We start from the raw sequence: 19,183 nt of genomic DNA, 5'->3' as shown, positions 1-19,183 counted from the left end.
TCACTGCTCGCGGGTTACCGTCAGTGCGACCACGGCGATTCGCTCGGCGCGCTCGTATTCAGGCTTGAGCAGTTCCTCGCTGAACACATCCGGATCAAGCTCACGATAAGTCCAGCCAAAACGCTCGCCCTTGAGCAGAGGCGCCACGGCCTCGCGGAACGGATCCTGCCCGGCGACGATCGCCACGCCGGTGTACACCAGCAACGTGCCGCCGACTTCCAGACGCGGCAACGCCTCACGCACGATCCGCACCGACAAACCCTCACCCAGCGCCCCGCCGCCGTGGCGATAGGCGCGCTGTTGTTCGTCGTTCATGTACGGCGGATTGGCGATGATCAGATCGAACTGCCCTTCGACACTGGCGAGCAGATCGCTGTGATACACCGACACATTGTTTGCGCCCGCCAGCTCGGCGTTGACCGCACTCATGCGCAGCGCCCGCGGATTGATGTCGACCGCCAGCACGTCGGCATCGGGACGTGCCTTGGCCATGACGACCGCGCCGGCGCCACTGCCACAGCCGATGTCCACCGCGCGTCTGATCGGCGAAAAGCGTTGCTGCAATTGCGCTTCGATGGCCTGGGCGAAGCGATAAGTGTCGGGGCCGAAGAACACTGCGTCACTCGCCGTCGTCGGGAACGCCGAATGGGCGAACAACCGGTCATTCAGCGTCGACCAGCGCACATGGCTGCGCCACACGGCGCCATCGCGTTCGACTACGCCGGCCTGCTCCAGCGTGGCCAGTTCCTCTGCGCGAAACAGCTCTGAAGGAAACGGCATCGACCAACCAAACACATCGCGCAGATCCTTGGCCAACGGCGTGGCAAAGCGCTGCAGAAATCGTTCGTGGGTCAACGGCGTTGGAGTAATGAAGTGATAACCACTGTCGAGCAGGCGCTTGCCCAACTCGAACAGGGCTCTATCGGATGTTTCTTGTGCCGACATGAAGCCTCCTTGTTTCAACGCAAGCGGGCGCGCAGTTGGATGAAGCGACGCGTCGCGAAAAGTCCGGCCGGGCGCCAGTGTCGCTGCGGTTGCAGCCATGGCATCAACAACGACATTTGCTCGGCGGCAGGTTTGTCGGCCAGTGCCGCTTCCAGATTGAGCAGATCGGCGTCATCGTCAAAGTTTTCTTCGACGGCAGCTTCGCGGCGCACATAAGGCCGAGGCCGCGAGGCCGGGCAATCCTGAGTGATCCAGTCGCGCAGCAGCTGTTTTTCATAGCCGTTGAACACACCGAACATGGCCGCATCGCTACCGTCGATCAACCGCCAGAAGCGACTTTCTTCCACCGCCTCGCCGCGCTTGATCCAGCTCTTGCGCTCCAGCGCCGAAAGAAACTCGCCCATTTGCCCCGGCGTGGCCAGCCATTGATTGATGGTGCGGTTTTCGATACGGCAGTAATCGGAATGCATGTGCCTTCCAAACACAGCCTTGCGCTCAAGCATGGCGATGACTTCGTGGTCCAGATCGAACTCTGTGATCACGGCGGTTGTGCCCTTGCCGATGTCATTGAGGCGATAACCGACGGCCATGCGCCGATAGAACTCATCGCGCTCTTCACCCAGCGGCATCAGTTCGAGCATTGATTGCACAGCCTTGCGCGCGTGCCCGGTGCTGGCGTTGTCGATGGTCACATGCAGGCGGAAATAGTGCGGATCGATACCCAGCTCTGCCAATTCATAAGCGCTGATCAACAGATGCAGAGGCAGTTGTTCGTAGCCGAGATTGAAGCCGATGACTTCTGGCAGAAACTGCCCGCCGAAGCGTCCCAGCGCCAACTGCACCGCGCCTTGCAGAAAATACTCGTCGGCAAGACCGCTCAGATCGGAGCAGTCATGCTCGGCGAGAAGCTTGCGATAGATCACCACATGATTCTGCCGTGGCACGCCCTCGCCCAGCTCTTCCAGATAGGTATCGAGCAAATCGTCGAAACGCGGATCCTGGCACTGCGGCAGCAGCCCGGCGAGCCAAGCGCCATCGACCTCTTTGGTCGGTGCCACATGCAGAATGAAATACAACGCGTGGGATTTGTTGCGGAAATAGCGGCGCGGCGCGCCCTGCTGACGTTGCTCAAGGTAATCGGCGTATTCGGCCGCCACGCTGGCGCAGCGGGTTTCCGACCATTGCAGAAGCTCTTCGGCGCTGGCCGGCAAATCGTCAGACAGCGCAGCCGCCTTGCTCAGTTGCCGGCGCAGAAAGTCCAGTGCCGCACGATCAACCGTGGAGTCTTCCGCCAGCAATCGGTCATAGAGCCGGCGCTCGGTATCCGCCGGCGTGAATGTTTTACCCGAAGACTTCCTGGTCGGGATTTCGATCAGCGACATGACTCATTCCCCTGCGTTATTGGCATTGCCTATAAACGAAAGAGTGATTGGCGCTGAAAAAAATTCCTTTTTTGTGCGGCGTGATGCGCTCAGTGGTGTGCGCCGGTTGGCTAACCCAAAGCCGTGTCGAGAAACATCATCACGCCGAAGCCGAGCATCAGTCCTAGCGTGGCCGGTGTTTCGTGGCCGTTGCGGTGAGTTTCCGGAATCACTTCGTGGGATACCACGAAGATCATCGCACCGGCAGCCAGGCCCATTGCCACCGGGAAGCCCAACGCGAAGCTGTTGGTGATGCCCAAACCGATAATCGCGCCCAACGGTTCCATCAATCCTGACGCAGCGGCAATCAACGCTGCACGCACTGCGGAAATGCCGGTCACCCGCAGCGCCAGCGCAACAGCCAGTCCTTCTGGAATGTCCTGAATGGCGATCGCAGTGGTCAGCGGCAAGCCGATTTTCATGTCGCCGGTAGCGAAGCTGACGCCGATCGCCATGCCTTCCGGCAGGTTGTGCAACGTGATCGCCAACACGAACAGCCAGACCCGATTGAAGCGCTTGGCTTCTGGGCCGCGCCGGCCGCTCTTTTCATGTTCGTGGGGAACGAAACGGTCGAGGCCGACCATCAACGCCACGCCCAAGGCCATGCCGGCCACAACGACGGCAGCGGCGAGCATGGGACTGCTCACCGCCTCCTTCGCCGCCGCAATGCCCGGCAGGATCAATGAAAAGGAACTGGCTGCCAGCATCATCCCCGCCGCGAAACCGAGCATGGTGTCCTGGGTTCGCGAAGTAATCGCCCGCAACGCCAGGGCCAATAACGCACCGACTGCCGTGGCGGCAAAACCCGACAGCCCGCCAAGTGTGGCGAGGCGCAAGGTGTCGCGGCCCGTGCTGACCAAACCGGTGTAGCCACTGATCAAGAGCAACACGGTTACACCGACCAGGGTCAGCCAGAAAATGCGCCCTCCCCAGCCCGTCCGCGAAAGGTTCACGAACCATGCGCGCACGGGGGCGGCGAACGAAGATGACGGTAGCGCCATGAAAATTCCTCGGTTTCAGGTGGCCGGTACGAACGGCGTGGTTTCATTCAGTTGCGCCAGGGGAACATCGCTGCCACCCGGGGTCAGAATCACCTTGCGGCATTCTTCCTGCTTCTTATTGAAGATCTTGTAGCCCTCGGCCGCCTGCTCCAGCGACAGCCTGTGGGTGATGATCGCCTCAGGCTGCAACTTGCCGGTTTCGATGTAGCCAAGTAGTTCCGGCAGAAAGCGCTGCACGTGAGTCTGGCCCATTTTGAAGGTCAGGCCCTTGTCGAAAGCATCGCCGAACATAAAACCGTGGATGAACCCGGCATATACGCCCGGAACGCTGACCACGCCGCCACGGCGTACAGCGGCGATGCACTGGCGCAAGGCCTTGCCGCTGCTGCCTTCAAGCTTGAGTGTAGCCATGACCGTTTCGGTGGTGCTGCCCTTGGCTTCAAGGCCGACGGCATCGACCACGGCATCGACGCCGCGATGGCCGGGAGTCTGGCTGGTAATGGTGTCGGCCGGGTCATCGTCTTCATCGAAGTTGATCGGAATCACGCCGTAGGTGCGCTGGGCGTAATCGAGGCGGTACTGATGATGGTCGACCATGAAGATCAGCTCAGCACCGAGCATTCTCGCGCAGGCTGCGGTGAGCAACCCGACCGGGCCGGCGCCGTAAATGGCTAGACTCGAACCCTGTTTTACCCCGGCGTTGATCACGGCTTGCCAGGCAGTTGGCAGGATATCGGACAGGAACAGCACTTTTTCGTCCGATAGCGTGCCTGGCACCTTGAACGGGCCGGTATTGGCTTTCGGTACGCGCACCAGTTCCGCCTGGCCACCGGGAATTCCGCCATACAGACGGCTGTAGCCGAACAGCGCTGCTGGCGGCGGAATCATTTTCTTGTTCAGCGCCGCGCCAGGGCCTTCATTGGTGGTTTCGCAGGCGGCGTAAAGCTCTTGCTGGCAGAAGAAGCAATCGCCACAGGCAATCACGAACGGAATCACCACACGGTCGCCGCGCTGCACGGCGGTGACGGCTGGGCCGGTTTCTTCGACGATGCCCATGAACTCATGGCCAAAGATATCGCCGTGCTCGACGGTGGGTATTTTGCCGCGGTACAGGTGCAGGTCCGATCCGCAGATGGCGGTAGCGGTGACGCGCAGGATGATGTCGTCGGCGGCTTCAAGTTTCGGGTCCGGTACGGTTTCGACGCGCACGTCATGGGCGCCGTGATAGGTCATTGCTCGCATGGCTTGGTCCTCACTCGTTTGAACGAAAATGGCTGCTGCTCCACTTTCCGAAGTGAAAATGGTCGAGTGAGTTCATTCGGGTTTTCGAGATTTTGATCAGCGGATATCGGTCGCTTCTCGGACGAGCCGATGTGTACGCCCGTTTGCCTGCCATATAACTGCCGTCTGAGTTATGCGACAATGCGCGCCAATGTCCAACAAGAACCCCGTACTCGTCGCTCAGCAGCTTGCCTTCAACGGCCCCAGTTGCGGACGGCTTATGCGCGTTGGCTCAACTCAAGCACAGACTGGGGGGAGCTGGAAAAGCTCCAGATTGGTATTCAAGTCCGGTACCAGGCACCACAGACCAGCTCTAACCCATTGATAGGTAAGGTAATTGATCTCCACAGCTAACATCACGATGCAGTTTGGCGCCAAGCCGCTGTTCGAAAACGTTTCGGTCAAATTCGGCGCAGGCAATCGCTACGGCCTGATCGGTGCCAACGGTTGCGGCAAGTCGACCTTCATGAAAATCCTCGGCGGCGATCTCGATCCGTCCGGTGGCCAGGTCATGCTCGAGCCGAACGTGCGTCTGGGTAAGCTGCGCCAGGATCAGTTCGCCTACGAAGAATTCACCGTGATCGACACCGTGATCATGGGTCACGAAGAGCTGTGGAAGGTCAAGGCCGAGCGCGATCGCATTTATTCGCTGGCGGAAATGTCCGAAGAAGACGGCATGGCCGTCGCCGAGCTGGAAACCGAGTTCGCCGAGATGGACGGCTACACCGCCGAATCCCGCGCCGGCGAACTGTTGCTGGGTCTGGGCATTCCGCTGGAACAGCATTTCGGCCCGATGAGCGAAGTTTCGCCAGGCTGGAAACTGCGCGTGTTGCTGGCGCAGGCACTGTTTTCCGATCCGGAAGTGCTGTTGCTCGACGAACCGACCAACCACCTGGACATCAACACCATTCGCTGGCTGGAAAACATCCTGACCCAGCGTAACAGCCTGATGATCATCATCTCCCACGACCGTCACTTCCTGAACAGCGTGTGCACGCACATGGCTGACCTGGATTACGGCGAGCTGCGTCTTTTCCCGGGCAACTACGACGAGTACATGACCGTGGCGACCCAGTCCCGCGAGCAACTGCTGTCGGACAACGCCAAGAAGAAAGCGCAGATTTCCGAGCTGCAATCGTTCGTCAGCCGCTTCTCGGCCAACGCCTCGAAAGCCAAGCAGGCCACCTCCCGCGCCAAGGCGATCGACAAGATCCAGCTGGCCGAGGTCAAGCCTTCCAGCCGCGTCAGCCCGTTCATTCGATTCGAACAGAACAAGAAGCTGCACCGTCAGGCGGTCATGGTCGAGAAAATGGCCAAGGGTTTCGATGGCAAGCCACTGTTCAAGGACTTCAGCTTTCAGGTTGAAGCCGGCGAGCGCGTCGCGATCATCGGCCCGAACGGTATCGGCAAGACCACCCTGCTGCGCACCCTGGTCAACGAACTGACCCCGGATGCCGGTAGCGTGAAATGGACCGACGCCGCTGAACTGGGTTACTACGCTCAGGACCACGCTCACGACTTCGAAGACGACGTCACCCTGTTCGACTGGATGGGTCAGTGGACCCAGGGCGAGCAGATGATTCGCGGTACTTTGGGCCGGATGCTGTTCTCCAACGACGAGATCCTCAAGTCGGTCAAGGTCATCTCCGGTGGTGAGCAAGGTCGCATGCTGTTCGGCAAGCTGATCCTGCAAAAGCCGAACGTGCTGATCATGGACGAACCGACCAACCACCTGGACATGGAATCGATCGAGGCGCTGAACCTGGCGCTGGAAAACTACCCGGGCACGCTGATCTTCGTCAGCCACGACCGTGAGTTCGTATCGTCCCTGGCCACGCGCATCATCGAGCTGAGCCCGAATGGCGTGACCGACTTCAGCGGCACTTATGACGACTACCTGCGTAGCCAGGGCGTTGTTTTCTAAGGGCAGCTTTTAGTTTCAAGCTGCAAGCTGCAAGTTAAAAGCCCTGTCCGTGTGACGGGGCTTTTTGCATTCGGCGTTTGGGAATGGTGGGTGCGCAGATATTCGCGAGCAGGCTCGCTCCCACATTGATCGTTCCCACGCTCCGCGTGGGAACGATCATTAAGGCGAAGTAGTTAGCCTGCTTTCTTTTATCCCGGCCCCGCGCCATGATGTCGGCAACTCTCCCACCGCCGCCCGCGAACGAGTGCTCATGTCTGCGCAGCCACTGCCACCGCAAAGCTCCCTGGCGATCACCCTGCAGATCGTCTCCATCGTTTTCTACACTTTCATTGCCTTTCTCTGTATCGGTTTGCCGATTGCGGTATTGCCCGGTTATGTCCACGAGCAACTGGGTTTCAGCGCGATCATTGCCGGCCTGGTGATCGGCTCGCAGTACCTCGCCACCCTGCTCAGCCGGCCGATGGCCGGGCGCATGTCGGACACGCTCGGCACCAAGCGGGCGATCATTTATGGCTTGTGGGGGATTGTCCTCAGTGGCGCGCTGACGTTGCTGTCGACCTTGCTGCAAAGCTTTCCGCTGACCAGCCTGTTGATCCTGATTGCCGGGCGCTTGTTGCTCGGTATTGCCCAAGGCCTGATCGGCGTCGGCACCATCAGTTGGTGCATGGGCCAGGTCGGTGTCGAGCACACGGCGAAATCCATTGGCTGGAACGGCATCGCCTCTTACGGCGCGATCGCCATTGGCGCGCCGCTGGGCGTGGTGATGGTTGCCGAATATGGCTTTGTCAGCCTTGGCATCGCGCTGTCGGCGTTGGCGGCAGGTGCGCTGTGGTTGATCCGCAACAAGCCTTCGGTGCCGGTGATTCGTGGTGAGCGCCTGTCGTTCTGGGCGGTGTTCGGCAAGATTGCGCCGTACGGCACCAGCCTGACGCTGGCCTCGATCGGCTACGGCACGCTGACGACGTTCATCACCCTTTATTACCTCAACCGAGGCTGGACCGGCGCAGCGTACTGCCTGACTGTGTTTGGCGTGTGTTTCATTCTCTCGCGATTGCTGTTTATTTCGGCCATCGCCCGCTTTGGCGGGTTTGCCTCGGCCATCGTTTGCATGTCGGTTGAAACTGTCGGGCTGGTGATGTTGTGGCTGGCGCCCTCCACTGCGTATGCGTTGATTGGCGCAGGGCTGGCGGGGTTCGGGCTGTCACTGGTGTATCCGGCGCTGGGGGTGGAAGCGATCAAACAGGTGCCGAGTTCCAGCCGTGGTTCAGGGTTGGGGGCTTATGCGGTGTTCTTTGATCTGGCACTGGCGATTGCCGGGCCATTGATGGGCGCGGTGGCGTTGAATCTGGGCTATTCGTGGATCTTCTTCAGCGCGGCATTGTTGTCGGTGACCGGGTTGGGCCTGACCTTGTTGCTCAAGCGCCGCGCAACCTCATGAAACCCCGATCTCCTTGTAGGAGCTGACGAGCGCAACGAGGCTGCGATCTTTTGATTTTGCTTTGAAGATCAAGAGATCGCAGCCTCGTTGCACTCGTCAGCTCCTACAGGAATTGGTGGCGGTGATGAAGTTATTGATCCGCCGTCTGCATCCCGGCCCGTGTCGATCTGCCCAGTGCATGAGCAAAAAACCGTCCGGCCTCGGAGATCAGGTTGCGGTGTATATCTTCGCGATCCACCCCGTCGGCATCGGTGCACAACGCCGGCATGGCGCGGATCTGCTCTTCGGTGCACGGCGCCATGAACACGAAGTGCCCTGCCCCGGCCAGCAATTTGAAGTCCGGCGCGGTGGGCAGTTTGCGCGCCAGGGCCGCAGCGTTTTTATCGAAGGCCACCAGTTTGTCGCCGTCGCCGCTGTAGAGCAGCACCGGTACGTGCACATCGGCGAGGGTATGGCGGCCAAACTTCAGGCTCAGCGGCGCCATCAGCAATAACGCGTGAACCCGTGGATCGGCCACTGGCTGCAAGTCATCGCGATCAACAATCAGCTCGCCCTGGGTGTTGCAGGCGTCGTGATCGTCCGGACGTTCCTGACAATAGCGGCGCAGACGATCCAGATCCGGTTGCGCCCCGGAAAGAATCAGCGCGGTCTCGCCCCCGGCCGAATAACCGATCACTCCGACCTGTCCAGCATTGACGAACGGCGCCAGCATGTTGTCGGCGAGGGTCGCGGTGATCGCTTGGGAAATCTGGATTGGCCGGCCGTAGAGATTGCTCAACGTGCCAAGTCGGCTGTGGTCGCGCCAGTTGTCGCCGGGATGAATCACCGCAACCACGACAAACCCCTTGCGCGCCAGTGAAGTGGCCAGATCATGCAGGGCCAGCGGCGTACCGGTGTTGCCGTGGGACAGCATCAACATCGGAAAGCGGCCGATCGCGACTTTGGTGTCTTCTCCGGCCTCGACCGAGTAACCCTCAAGCAAGCTCATGTGCTCGCGGTCACTGGACGGGTAAAAAGCGATGGCGCGCATCGGTTGCAGATCGAGCGGGTCGAGAAAGGTCATCTCGTGATAACCGACGCTCCAGACAGGGTGGCGCCCCGGTGCGGCCTGCACTGAATTCAGGCTGGCCAGCAGGCAAATCAGCAACAGTGCACAAAGATGCCTCATGAATGCCCTACCCTGTTGGACCACATCGTCGGATGTGCTGAATCTGCATAACCCGGGCCAGATTATGTAACAGTCAGAAACAAAAAACTCCGTATTCGGCCCTTGCGGAACCAGAATACAGAGTTTTTGGGGGATTACCTGAACATCAGCTGTTCTTTACGCAAGCCTTATGCGGCGGCGAACAGTTGCTCGCTGATCTTCGTTTGCGCAGCACTCATGGCGTTGTTGCGCACTTCTTCGCCATAGGCCAGACCTTCAGCGCGGACGATTTCGATATCGGTGATGCCGAGGAAGCCCAGTACCAGCTTCAGATATTCTTCATGAGCGATGCCGCTGGCCTGACCGGCATGAATGCCACCGGAAGTCGACACGATCACCACTTTCTTGCCGCCGCACAGACCTTCAGGGCCGGCTTCGGTGTAGCGGAACGTCTGGCCGGCGACGGCAACGCGGTCGATCCACGCTTTCAGTTGGGTTGGCACGGTGAAGTTGTACATCGGCGCGGCAATGACCACGGCGTCAGCAGCGATGAACTCGGCCAGGGTCGAAGCGCTCAGCTCGGCTTCGTGCTGTTGCGCAGCGTCGCGCAGTTCGGCGGTGGTGCCGGCGGCAACCAGCGTGGTCGACGAGAAGTGGCTGATCGCGTCGGCGGCCAGGTCGCGGTAGGTGACTACGGCGCTCGGCTCGGCAGCTTGCCAGGCGTCGACGACTTGACGGCTCAACTGACGGGAAGCCGAGTTGTCGCCGAGAATGCTCGAATCGATGTGCAACAGTTTCATGTGGGTTCTCCTGAAAGAATCGCCGGCGGCGACGGAATGGAGACAATCCTACGCAACAAACCAATAGCTGATTAGTCGCCGACAATGCGATAGTTCGTCCCATTGATAGAACGACTGGAAACGCGCATGCAGGACCTCAACGATCTCTACTATTTCGCCAAAGTGGTTGAAGCCGGCGGATTTGCCGCCGCCGGGCGCTTGCTCGGCATTCCCAAGTCACGCTTGTCGCGACGCATCGCTGAACTGGAAGAACGTCTCGGCGCGCGTCTGCTGCAACGCACTACCCGCCAACTGAGCCTAACTGCCGTGGGCGAACGCTATTTGCGCCACTGTCAGGCGATGCTGCTGGAAGCGGAAATGGCTGACGAAGCGGTGGCGAGCATGTCCAGCGAGCCGCGCGGGCGCTTGCGGGTGTCGTGCCCGACCGGGCTTGCCCATGAAATGCTGCCAACGGTGATCAGCGACTTTCTCGGCAAGTTTCCGCAGGTGCAGCTGGAGGTCGTGCTGCTCAATCGCCGGGTCGATCTGGTCACCGAAGGCATCGATGTTGCTTTGCGTGTGCGCGATCATGGTGATGAAGATCCGTTGCTGGTCACCCGCCGCTTGCGTCAGGCCCAGGCGGTGGTGATCGCCAGCCCGGCGTTCATGCAAGGCAAGACGATCACTCATCCGCAGGACCTGAAAAACCTGCCGGTACTCGGCGCGCTGGAAGCCGACCGCATGGTTCACGTCCGTCTGCTCGATCAGCGAGGCAAGAGCGTCGATCTGAGCATGGAAGCGCGGCTGGGCATTGATGACTTCGTGGTGCGCAAGGCCTGCGTCCTGGCCGGTCAGGGCTTTACCGTGCTGCCGATGATGTTCTGCGAAACCGAATTGCGTAACGGCACGCTGGTGCAAGTGCTACCGGAATGGTCATTGCCTGGCGGCTGGCTGCAAGCGGTGTACCCGCATCGGCGCGGGGTAATGCCGGCGGTGCGCGCATGGATCGATCACTTGGTCGAATCGTTCAATGCCTGCGGGGATCGATTTCTATGAAACAGGGAAGAATGAGCGAAGCCGAGGTCGCCGAGTTTTGTCTGGCCCTGCCCGGCGCCCGGGAAGATTACAAATGGGGCGGCGTGCGGGTGTTCTCGATTGCCGGCAACAAGATGTTTGCCTTGCAGGGATTACGTGGTGATTCGCTGGCGTTCAAGGTCGACAAGGACCTGTTTCTCGGCCATTGCGACCGCCCGGGGATTCATCCAGCGCCGTATCTGGCACGGGCGCAGTGGATCATCATGCACCCGCCCTACCCGCTGGGTGCCGAGGAATTGCAGGGTTTGTTGCAGCGATCGCATCAACTGGTGGTGAGCAAGTTGCCCAAGAAAACCCAAATCGGCCTGCTGCTGTAAACCCGGTCCCGCGTAGGAGCTGCCGAAGGCTGCGATCTTTTGATTGTGCTTTGATCGTTCCCACGCTCTGCGTGGGAATGCAGCCGGGGACGCTCTGCGTCCCAAAAGATCGCAGCCTTCGGCAGCTCCTACAGGGGTAAGTGTGTTCTTTAGATCAAAGACAACAGGTTTGAACCGAGGAAAATCTGGTCAATCCAGAACACCTGATGCAACAACACGATCGCCCAGAACAGAATCTGAAACGACACCTTGCGCGTCTTGTGCCGAAACACCTGCTGAGCGATCAACGCTCCCGGCCAGCCGCCCGCCAGTTCTACCGCATGCAGGATGTTTTCCGGCGTGCGCCAGGCATCGGCGCGGGCCTTGCGTTTGTCGGCCCAGTACAGAAAGAACGCCAGCACACTGACAATCCCGTACGCCGCCAACGGCACCCGCGACATGCCGCTGAGCCACATCGACAGCGAGCCGAACAGCGGCAGCGCGCAGATGATCAGCAACACCGCAAGCTTCAATTTCAGATGCTGAACGCGCCCGCTTGAAGGTCGTCCCTCAGGGCGGCGCGTGCGGGAATCTTTCATGCCTTGGCCGCCGACCAGTCCACCCAGCCGAACTGCCAGGTCGCCAGAATGAACAGGCCGAACGCAATCCTGTACCAGGCAAAGGCTGCGTAGCTGTGGCTGCCGATGAACTTGAGCAGGCCGCGCACAGCGATCATGGCGAAGATGAACGCGGTGACAAAACCAATCGCGAACACCGGGAAATCAGCCGGCACGAACAGGTCGCGGTATTTGTACCCCGAATACACTGCCGCACCGACCATGGTTGGCATGGCGAGGAAAAACGAGAACTCGGTGGCGGTCTTGCGTGACAGACCGAACAGCAAGCCGCCAATGATCGTCGAGCCGGAACGCGAGGTGCCCGGAATCATCGCCAGGCATTGCGCGAAGCCGATTTTCAGCGCGTCGGTCCAGCGGATTTCGTCGACGGTTTCGGCATGCACTTCATGTTGGCGCTGTTCGGCCCACAGCATGATGATGCCGCCGATGACCAGCGCCGCCGCCACGGTGATCGGGTTGAACAGGTATTCGTGAATCAGATCGGCAAAGATCACCCCCAGTACCACGGCGGGCAAAAAGGCGATCAGCAGGTTGGCGGTGAAACGCCGGGCGCTCGGCTGGGTCGGCAGGCCGATCACCACGTCGAGGATCTTGCGGCGAAATTCCCAGACCACCGCGAGAATCGCGCCGAGCTGGATGATGATGTTGAACGCCATGGCACGTTCGCCGCCGAAGTTCAGCAAGTCGGCGACGATGATCTGGTGTCCGGTACTCGAAATGGGCAAAAACTCCGTCAGCCCTTCTACAACTCCTAGAATCAGTGCCTGCAAGGCGGTCCAAAGATCCATCAATCCCCCAGAGAGCGATGCGCGCGGGCATGCCCCGATAGTATTTTTTCGTTCACTGCGTCCAGCGTAGCCGGTAAAAGCTGTAGCGATTGCGCGCGCACAGGATCCACACGAAACGGTAAAAATTCCGTGAAATATCAAAACCGGATTCAGGTTTTCGCGCGCGGGGCCGAAATCCTAACAGACAAGCCTCAAAAGCGCTCTGCGCGTTGGATGGTAGTCCCGGGCACTCAGCTGTGGCTGGATGCTGGCGATCGTTTATTACAAGAACAAGAATCCGGAGTGACAGCGTTATGAACAGCTTGCGCAGTGTGTCGATCAGCCGACGCTTGTGGCTCATCTTGATCGTGGCGGTGGTCATGTTGCTGACCTTGGGCGTGCTGATGCTCAAGCAGATCCACGACGACCTCTACCACGCCAAGGCGCAGAAAACCCAGCACGTGGTGCAGACCGCCAGTGGCCTGCTGACTTATTACCACGGCCTGGAAACCGCCGGCACCCTGACCAGGGATGCCGCGCAAAAGCAGGCGCTGACCGCGATCCGTGGCCTGCGCTACGACCAGAGCGACTACTTCTGGATCAACGACCTCACGCCCGTGATGGTCATGCACCCGACCAATCCCAAGCTCGAAGGCCAGAATCTTTCGGCGATCCGCGACCCGGACGGCTTTGCGGTGTTCAACGAGATGGTCGCCATCGCCAAGGCCAAAGGCGCGGGCATGGTCAATTATCGCTGGCCGAAACCGGGGGCGACTGATCCCGTTGCCAAGACCTCGTATGTGAAGCTGTTTGAGCCGTGGGGCTGGGTGATTGGTTCCGGCGTTTACGTCGACGATGTGCAGGCAGAATTCCAAGGACAAATGATCAAGGCGTCGGCGATCGGCCTGGCGATTGCGCTGATCATGGCGCTGCTGGTGATCCTGATCGCACGCAGCATTGTCCGTCCGTTGCAGGAAACCGTGAATGCGATGGCCAACATCGCCAGCGGCGAAAGCGACCTGACCCGCAGCCTCGATACCCACGGCAAGGATGAGGTCACTGAACTGGCCCATCACTTCAATGCGTTCACGGCCAAGTTGCGCCGAGTGATTGGTGATCTGCAGGTCTCGGCCAGCGCTTTGGGCCAGTCTTCCAGCGAGCTTGGCAACGATGCCTCGCAAGCGCAGCAGCGCAGTCAGCAGCAATCGCAGCAGATGGAACTGGTCGCCACGGCGATCAACGAAGTCACCTACGGCGTGCAGGACGTGGCGAAAAACGCCGAACACGCCGCCGCCGAAATGCGTGATGCCGAAGCGCAGGCGCAACAGGGGCAGATCAACATTGACGGCAGCCTGCAACAGATCGACAAGCTCTCCGGCACGATCGATCAGGCGGTGGAAGTGATCCGCACCCTGGCGGCGGAGAGCACGCAGATTGGCAGCGTACTGGAAGTGATTCGCTCGATTGCCGAGCAGACCAATCTGCTGGCCTTGAACGCGGCGATTGAAGCGGCGCGTGCGGGTGAACAGGGTCGCGGGTTCGCCGTGGTGGCCGATGAGGTGCGCTTGCTGGCCCAGCGTACGCAGAAATCGACCGCTGAAATTCAGTCGATGATTGAGCGTTTGCAGAATCACTCGGAGGCTGCGGTGAAGGTGATCGGCGACAGCAGCAAGGCCTCGCAATTGACCATCGAACAGGCGGGACTGGCCGGGGCGAGCCTTAATGCCATTGGCCAGGCGTTGCGTAATCTCAACGGCCTGAATGCGTCGATTGCCAGCGCTACCTTGCAACAGGCGCAGGTGGTGGAGGACATCAACCAGAACGTGACCCAGGCGGCCGGGCTTTCCCATAGCACCGCGTTGGCGGCTGAACAGTCGAGTGCAGCCAGCCTGCGGCTTGGGCAACTGAGCGAACAGCTCAACGGGTTGCTGCGCCAGTTCCGGGTCTGACCGGTCACCGAGGTGAGCCCACCCCTCATCGGAACGCCGCCCGCCCAGCCCTCTCCCCGAGGAGAGGGAGCAGATCATTGCGCTTTTCATGATCTGCGTTCGACGCGATATTCCAGGTCAGCGTACCTCGACCAAACAACGCGATCAGTTCCCTCTCCCTCCGGGAGAGGGTTAGGGTGAGGGGCTTTTGACCTGACTAATGCAGTACAATCCGCCCCCTTCTCAACTCCCCCAAGGATCCGCCATGTCCGGGCTTGAACTGTTTGCTGCTGCCCTCGGTGTCATCGCCGTGTGGCTGACGGTCAAGCAGAATCCGTGGTGCTGGCCGATCGGGCTGGTCATGGTGTTGCTCTACAGCTGGATCTTCTTTGAGGTGAAGCTGTATTCGGACATGTTGCTGCAAGTGATCTACGCCGCGCTGCAGATCTACGGCTGGTGGCAGTGGACCCGCGCCGGGACGATGCATGACGGTCGCCAGGTTACCCGCCTCGATGCACGCTCGATTCTGCTCGGCCTTGGCATTGGAGCGATCGGCAGCCTGTCGCTGGGCGCGGCGATGGCGCACTGGACCGACGCCGCACAGCCGTGGCTCGATGCCGCGCTCACCGGTTTCAGTCTGGTGGCGCAACTGTGGATGGCGCAAAAACGCCTGCAATGCTGGGCGCTGTGGTTCGTCCTCGATGTGATCTTTGTCGGCCTGTTCATCTATAAAGGCCTCTATCTGACTGCCGGCCTGTATGCGCTGTTTACCCTGCTCGCCGTGCAAGGCTGGCGGGAATGGCGTGCCGATCCGGCGTTGCGCACATGAAAGTCGTTGTTCTCACCGGCCCGGAATCCACCGGCAAGAGCTGGCTGGCGGCAGGCCTGGAGCAGCGTTTCGGCGGCGTGCGCGTTGATGAATATGTTCGGCGGTTTATCGAAGAAAACCCACGCGACACTTGCCTCGCGGATATTCCTTATATCGCCCGGGGCCAGTTGCAATGGGAAGATCAGGCGCGCGCGAAACAACCCGAACTGCTGATTCTCGACACCCATCTGCTGAGCAATATCCTTTGGAGCCAGACCCTGTTCGGCGACTGCCCGGCCTGGCTGCAAAGCGAATTGCTCACGCGCCATTACGACCTGCACCTGCTGCTGTCGCCGCAACAGGTCGACTGGGCCGAAGACGGTCAGCGCTGCCAACCGAATCTTGCGGATCGCATGGCATTTTTCGAAGCCACGCGCGCCTGGTTGATTGAGCATCAACAGGCGTTGCAAGTTATCGAGGGCAATTGGGCCGAACGGCACGCCCAAGCCTTTGCGGCGGTCGAGCTTTTGCTGTCCAGCTGAGCCGCGTTGGGACGAACCTGTCCGTTTTTGAAACACTCCTCACCGCGCAAAGCCCCCGTCCAAACGCTGTTCATCACTCCGTCACGTCACCTGTTACGCCGATGAAACACATCGGCGCAAACCCTTGTTCCAGAGCTTTCCAACGTCAAGCATCGTTCAAGCGCCCCTGCATGTGTCTCAGCGCTGAAACAGTGCCCGCACTGAGCGATTCTCAAAAACACCTAACCCATTGAAATAACCCGACAATTCAAAACCGGCACAGCTTTCGCTCTCTCCTTCACAACGCTGAATAACCCAGCCCACTGAAGAAGGAATTGCAGCCGTGGGGAATTTCAATAAAAGCCTGACCTGCCTCCTGCTGATCGGATCAGCCGCCAGCGCATTGATCAGTGTCAGCGCCCAGGCCGAAGGCAATGGAGTGATCGTCCTCAACCGCGACGTTCAACCCATCGCGATCGGTCGCAATGGCGGCAAAGACCCCTATCCGACCACAGTCAACGCCAACCCTTCGGCGCGGATCAACCAGACCCTCAGCAGTACCGAACTCACTGACGGTGATTTCGCCAGTGTCGCCAGCGGCTCATCGATTCGCGGCAACATGACCACGCCCAGTTCCAACCTGCCCGGCATGAACACCCTGACCAACCAGAACGGCCTGCCCGGTATGCGCACTGGCAGCGGCGGTGGTTCTGGCGCCTCGATCTCCAACACGGTCAACCGGGCGATGAGCACCGGGCTGGCGCCTCTGACTCGCATGGCCGGAGGCCAATGACATGAATCGCACCCTGCTGCTTCTCGCCCTGCTCGGCTGCACCAGCGCCATGGCCGATTCGGCTTCAGTCAACAAGGCCAATATTCAGGATTCCGGTGCTCAGTATCGCGGCAACTTCAATGTCAACCAGGCTGCCGGTGACCAGATGCAACAGGCCAACACCAAGGCGATTGCCATCGGCACCGAAGCCCATGCCACCACCAACGTCAGGCAGACCATCGACACGCGCGCCAGCCGCGCCATCGACGCGAGCGCCAACATCGGCGGCAACTCTTTCAGCAACGGCAACGGCATCCTCGGTGTGAACCAGGGCGCCGGTGCCAACAATCAAATGGCCAACGTTACGCGCGTCAGCATCAGTGCCGGCCCGCAGAGCGTTGACGACAGCGCCCTTTCACAACAGAACGTGGCGTTTTTACCGAGCTCAGGAGCAACTGGTACCTCAATCGGCAGTCGCCAGGTCACGACCAGTGATCAGGCCTTCACCGGCAGCCGCGGGGTAATCCAGGTGAACCAGAGTGCCGGGGTGGGGAACCGAATGGCTAACACCCTGAGCATCCGGGTCGCAGACTGACCCAAACAAAAAGCAGTGCAATTAGAAAAGTCCCAACACTTAACCAACTAATAAGCACGACGGAGAAACAACCATGAAACCTACAATGGCTCTCAAACCACTGGTTTTCGCACTCGCAGCAGTGATGGCAATGGCAGCACAGGCCGACGGTCGTGGTAACGGGCATGGCAATGGACACGGCAACGGTCACGGCCAGCCACAAGGTCCGAATCTTGAACAACTGCTGCAGATCACCGCAGGCGCCGGCGCCGCTGTACTCGATGCGCAAAACAGCGACGGCAACGTGGTGAAAAACCAGGGCACCCTGAACAATGCCAATGCCAGCGACTCGCTCAACGGCTCCAACGGCAACATGGGCGCCAACGTCGCCGCCGGCGACGGCAACCAGCAGGACAACGCTGCTGCACTGGCCACCGCTGACGAAAGCTTCATCTTCGGCAATGCTGTTGCCGCCTCGAGCGCGACTCAGGTGAACAACAACAACTACGTGAAAAACTCGTCCACCTTCAACAACGCCACGCTCAGCAATGCAGGCAACAATGGTTCCGGCAACATCGGCATCAACGTGAGCTCGGGCAACTTCAACCAACAGAAAAACAACCTCGCCATCGCCGTTTCCGGTGGTCGTGTAGCGCAGGCCGCTGCCTCTGCCAACCAGTCCTCGACTGGCCTGGTCGTGGAAAACAAAGGCGTGCAGGCTTACAAAACCGACACCCTCACCGGTACTTATTCAGCCGCTGGCGCGTTCAAAGCCAAAGGCACTGCGACCATCGAAGACGACAACCACGGCGGTTGGGGCAACCGTGGCGGCGGCCATGGCGGCAACGATGATCAGAAAGCCAAGTTCGAAGCCGTGGGTACTTTTGGCCTCGCTGGCGTCACCACCCAACAAGTGTTGACCAAAGATGGCTGGAAAACTCCAGTCGTCAACAACGCCAACATGACCAACTCGATGAACAACTTCTCCGGCAACGGCGGAGCCAACGTCTCGGCGGGTGTGGGCAACCAACAAAGCAACTCGCTGTCCATCGCCGCAGGTTGCAAAGCCTGCATGTAATCGCGATCGAAACGAAAGCCCCGGCAACGGGGCTTTTTTCCCAGGTTCCACAAGGCGTATTCGATCATGCGGACTCCTGCCCTCCTCGCTCTGCTTTGTCTGTGCGGCCTGACTCAGGCAGCCCAGATGCCGATCGCTGCCCTGCCGGGTGGCGTGCTGGTCTACAAGGACGTGCAAAGCATTCGTGAGCGCAAGTTTGCCGACATCGTCGAACAGAAAACCGATTTCAGCTGCGGCGCTGCTGCACTGGCAACGGTTCTGCGCCAGGCCTATTGGCTCGACGTCGATGAGGAGCACATCATCAAAGGCATGCTGGTCAACGCTGACCAGGACCTGGTGCGAACCCAGGGTTTCTCCATGCTCGACATGAAGCGCTACGTAGAGAGCATCGGCATGCGTGCCCGTGGCTACCGGATCCCGCCCGAGAAACTCGAAGCGGTGACCATTCCGGTGGTGGTTCTGATGGACATTCGTGGCTACAAGCACTTCGTCGTCCTGCAGCGTTCGGACAAAGATTGGGTTTACATCGGTGACCCGGTTCTTGGCCACAAGCGCTACAAGCACGACGACTTTGTCAAAGGTTGGAACGGCATTGTCTTTGCCATCGTCGGCCCCGGTTACGACAAGGCCAACGCCTTGCGCAGCCCTCCCGTGCCGCTGACGGCGAAGAACTCGCTGGACAGTTTCAACCCGGTCAAAGATGCGGAATTGATGGATTTCGGGTTCATTCAGAGCGACTTCTTTTAATCGCCGAGTTAGAGAATGGGACT

General features: G+C 59.8%; 19 protein-coding genes. 11 read left to right on the top strand and 8 right to left on the bottom strand.

Features of this window, described 5'->3' with window-relative positions; all coding sequences use genetic code 11:
• The 4 genes from D8U60_RS25310 to D8U60_RS25295 form a co-directional block, all read right to left on the bottom strand.
• Nucleotides 1-945: a class I SAM-dependent methyltransferase gene (locus D8U60_RS25310; RefSeq protein WP_016774697.1), complete on the bottom strand. Its 945-nt coding sequence runs from the start codon at nt 943-945 to the stop codon at nt 1-3.
• A gap of 14 nt (nt 946-959) precedes the next feature.
• Nucleotides 960-2,327 carry an iron-containing redox enzyme family protein gene (locus tag D8U60_RS25305; protein ID WP_130901207.1) on the bottom strand — a complete coding sequence of 456 codons (1,368 nt, stop codon included), beginning with the start codon at nt 2,325-2,327 and terminating at the stop codon, nt 960-962.
• A 110-nt stretch (nt 2,328-2,437) separates the two neighbouring features.
• Nucleotides 2,438-3,367, bottom strand: coding sequence for a ZIP family metal transporter (locus tag D8U60_RS25300; protein WP_122698304.1), 930 nt, complete (start codon nt 3,365-3,367; stop codon nt 2,438-2,440).
• Between the two features lie 15 nt (nt 3,368-3,382).
• On the bottom strand, nt 3,383-4,609 hold the full coding sequence (locus D8U60_RS25295) for a zinc-dependent alcohol dehydrogenase (protein WP_130901206.1): 1,227 nt from the start codon (nt 4,607-4,609) through the stop codon (nt 3,383-3,385).
• A gap of 376 nt (nt 4,610-4,985) precedes the next feature.
• On the opposite strand from D8U60_RS25295, the gene D8U60_RS25290 reads away from it, so the two are divergent.
• Together D8U60_RS25290 and D8U60_RS25285 are read left to right on the top strand one after the other, a co-directional pair.
• Nucleotides 4,986-6,572 carry an ABC-F family ATPase gene (locus D8U60_RS25290; protein WP_016774693.1) on the top strand — a complete coding sequence of 529 codons (1,587 nt, stop codon included), beginning with the start codon at nt 4,986-4,988 and terminating at the stop codon, nt 6,570-6,572.
• 250 nt (nt 6,573-6,822) lie between these two features.
• Nucleotides 6,823-8,010: an MFS transporter gene (locus D8U60_RS25285; RefSeq protein WP_130901205.1), complete on the top strand. Its 1,188-nt coding sequence runs from the start codon at nt 6,823-6,825 to the stop codon at nt 8,008-8,010.
• A 130-nt stretch (nt 8,011-8,140) separates the two neighbouring features.
• Here D8U60_RS25285 and D8U60_RS25280 read toward each other — a convergent pair whose 3' ends face one another.
• Both D8U60_RS25280 and D8U60_RS25275 read right to left on the bottom strand, forming a co-directional pair.
• A complete protein-coding gene (locus D8U60_RS25280) occupies nt 8,141-9,178 on the bottom strand; it encodes a dienelactone hydrolase (protein WP_130901204.1) in 1,038 nt (345 codons plus the stop codon).
• 167 nt (nt 9,179-9,345) lie between these two features.
• The gene (locus tag D8U60_RS25275; protein WP_130901203.1) at nt 9,346-9,957 is read right to left on the bottom strand and encodes an FMN-dependent NADH-azoreductase; all 612 of its coding nucleotides are present in this window, start codon (nt 9,955-9,957) and stop codon (nt 9,346-9,348) included.
• A gap of 126 nt (nt 9,958-10,083) precedes the next feature.
• On the opposite strand from D8U60_RS25275, the gene D8U60_RS25270 reads away from it, so the two are divergent.
• Nucleotides 10,084-10,992 (top strand): LysR substrate-binding domain-containing protein, encoded by a 909-nt coding sequence (locus tag D8U60_RS25270; protein ID WP_130901202.1) that lies wholly within the window; start codon nt 10,084-10,086, stop codon nt 10,990-10,992.
• Nucleotides 10,989-11,348, top strand: a complete 360-nt coding sequence (locus tag D8U60_RS25265; protein ID WP_016774690.1) for an MmcQ/YjbR family DNA-binding protein — start codon at nt 10,989-10,991, stop codon at nt 11,346-11,348. Before D8U60_RS25270 ends, D8U60_RS25265 begins: the two co-directional genes overlap by 4 nt.
• 149 nt (nt 11,349-11,497) lie before the next feature.
• Here the strand turns inward: D8U60_RS25265 and D8U60_RS25260 are convergent, their stop codons facing one another.
• A complete protein-coding gene (locus D8U60_RS25260) occupies nt 11,498-11,926 on the bottom strand; it encodes a DUF1294 domain-containing protein (protein WP_122746304.1) in 429 nt (142 codons plus the stop codon).
• Nucleotides 11,923-12,753 carry an undecaprenyl-diphosphate phosphatase gene (locus D8U60_RS25255; protein ID WP_016774688.1) on the bottom strand — a complete coding sequence of 277 codons (831 nt, stop codon included), beginning with the start codon at nt 12,751-12,753 and terminating at the stop codon, nt 11,923-11,925. Before D8U60_RS25255 ends, D8U60_RS25260 begins: the two co-directional genes overlap by 4 nt.
• Before the next feature lie 293 nt (nt 12,754-13,046).
• Between D8U60_RS25255 and D8U60_RS25250 the strand changes: the two genes are divergently transcribed.
• The 7 genes from D8U60_RS25250 to D8U60_RS25220 all read left to right on the top strand — a co-directional run bounded on the left by D8U60_RS25250 (nt 13,047) and on the right by D8U60_RS25220 (nt 19,160).
• Nucleotides 13,047-14,681: a methyl-accepting chemotaxis protein gene (locus D8U60_RS25250; protein ID WP_071172404.1), complete on the top strand. Its 1,635-nt coding sequence runs from the start codon at nt 13,047-13,049 to the stop codon at nt 14,679-14,681.
• A gap of 244 nt (nt 14,682-14,925) precedes the next feature.
• Entirely contained in the window at nt 14,926-15,489 is a 564-nt protein-coding gene (gene pnuC / locus D8U60_RS25245) for a nicotinamide riboside transporter PnuC (RefSeq protein WP_110600669.1), read from the top strand.
• Nucleotides 15,486-16,010: an AAA family ATPase gene (locus D8U60_RS25240; RefSeq protein WP_130901201.1), complete on the top strand. Its 525-nt coding sequence runs from the start codon at nt 15,486-15,488 to the stop codon at nt 16,008-16,010. Before pnuC ends, D8U60_RS25240 begins: the two co-directional genes overlap by 4 nt.
• Nucleotides 16,011-16,332: 322 nt before the next feature.
• Nucleotides 16,333-16,782: a hypothetical protein gene (locus D8U60_RS25235; RefSeq protein ID WP_125916228.1), complete on the top strand. Its 450-nt coding sequence runs from the start codon at nt 16,333-16,335 to the stop codon at nt 16,780-16,782.
• A 1-nt stretch (nt 16,783) separates the two neighbouring features.
• Nucleotides 16,784-17,356, top strand: coding sequence for an adhesin (locus D8U60_RS25230; protein ID WP_122611300.1), 573 nt, complete (start codon nt 16,784-16,786; stop codon nt 17,354-17,356).
• A gap of 73 nt (nt 17,357-17,429) precedes the next feature.
• Complete coding sequence (locus D8U60_RS25225; protein WP_130901200.1) at nt 17,430-18,413, top strand: heme utilization protein; 984 nt, start codon at nt 17,430-17,432, stop codon at nt 18,411-18,413.
• A 66-nt stretch (nt 18,414-18,479) separates the two neighbouring features.
• Nucleotides 18,480-19,160, top strand: coding sequence for a C39 family peptidase (locus D8U60_RS25220; protein ID WP_073474518.1), 681 nt, complete (start codon nt 18,480-18,482; stop codon nt 19,158-19,160).
• The last annotated feature ends 23 nt before the right edge of the window (nt 19,161-19,183 follow it).

This window comes from Pseudomonas sp. Sample_11, assembly GCF_004307505.1.
Lineage (GTDB): Bacteria > Pseudomonadota > Gammaproteobacteria > Pseudomonadales > Pseudomonadaceae > Aquipseudomonas > Aquipseudomonas atacamensis.
The sequence above is the reverse complement of the archived record's forward strand: the minus strand, read 5'-3'. Positions and strand labels throughout refer to the sequence as shown.

Bases quoted from the DNA above. Each gene is read 5' to 3' on its own strand.
- D8U60_RS25275 (WP_130901203.1), bottom strand. From the start codon at position 9,957: ATGAAACTGTTGCACATCGATTCGAGCATTCTCGGCGACAACTCGGCT.
- D8U60_RS25285 (WP_130901205.1), top strand. From the start codon at position 6,823: ATGTCTGCGCAGCCACTGCCACCGCAAAGCTCCCTGGCGATCACCCTG.
- D8U60_RS25240 (WP_130901201.1), top strand. From the start codon at position 15,486: ATGAAAGTCGTTGTTCTCACCGGCCCGGAATCCACCGGCAAGAGCTGG.
- D8U60_RS25310 (WP_016774697.1), bottom strand. From the start codon at position 945: ATGTCGGCACAAGAAACATCCGATAGAGCCCTGTTCGAGTTGGGCAAG.
- D8U60_RS25220 (WP_073474518.1), top strand. From the start codon at position 18,480: ATGCGGACTCCTGCCCTCCTCGCTCTGCTTTGTCTGTGCGGCCTGACT.
- D8U60_RS25250 (WP_071172404.1), top strand. From the start codon at position 13,047: ATGAACAGCTTGCGCAGTGTGTCGATCAGCCGACGCTTGTGGCTCATC.
- D8U60_RS25280 (WP_130901204.1), bottom strand. From the start codon at position 9,178: ATGAGGCATCTTTGTGCACTGTTGCTGATTTGCCTGCTGGCCAGCCTG.
- D8U60_RS25230 (WP_122611300.1), top strand. From the start codon at position 16,784: ATGAATCGCACCCTGCTGCTTCTCGCCCTGCTCGGCTGCACCAGCGCC.
- D8U60_RS25295 (WP_130901206.1), bottom strand. From the start codon at position 4,609: ATGCGAGCAATGACCTATCACGGCGCCCATGACGTGCGCGTCGAAACC.
- D8U60_RS25255 (WP_016774688.1), bottom strand. From the start codon at position 12,753: ATGGATCTTTGGACCGCCTTGCAGGCACTGATTCTAGGAGTTGTAGAA.
- D8U60_RS25260 (WP_122746304.1), bottom strand. From the start codon at position 11,926: ATGAAAGATTCCCGCACGCGCCGCCCTGAGGGACGACCTTCAAGCGGG.
- D8U60_RS25265 (WP_016774690.1), top strand. From the start codon at position 10,989: ATGAAACAGGGAAGAATGAGCGAAGCCGAGGTCGCCGAGTTTTGTCTG.
- D8U60_RS25305 (WP_130901207.1), bottom strand. From the start codon at position 2,327: ATGTCGCTGATCGAAATCCCGACCAGGAAGTCTTCGGGTAAAACATTC.
- D8U60_RS25225 (WP_130901200.1), top strand. From the start codon at position 17,430: ATGAAACCTACAATGGCTCTCAAACCACTGGTTTTCGCACTCGCAGCA.
- D8U60_RS25270 (WP_130901202.1), top strand. From the start codon at position 10,084: ATGCAGGACCTCAACGATCTCTACTATTTCGCCAAAGTGGTTGAAGCC.
- D8U60_RS25300 (WP_122698304.1), bottom strand. From the start codon at position 3,367: ATGGCGCTACCGTCATCTTCGTTCGCCGCCCCCGTGCGCGCATGGTTC.
- pnuC (WP_110600669.1), top strand. From the start codon at position 14,926: ATGTCCGGGCTTGAACTGTTTGCTGCTGCCCTCGGTGTCATCGCCGTG.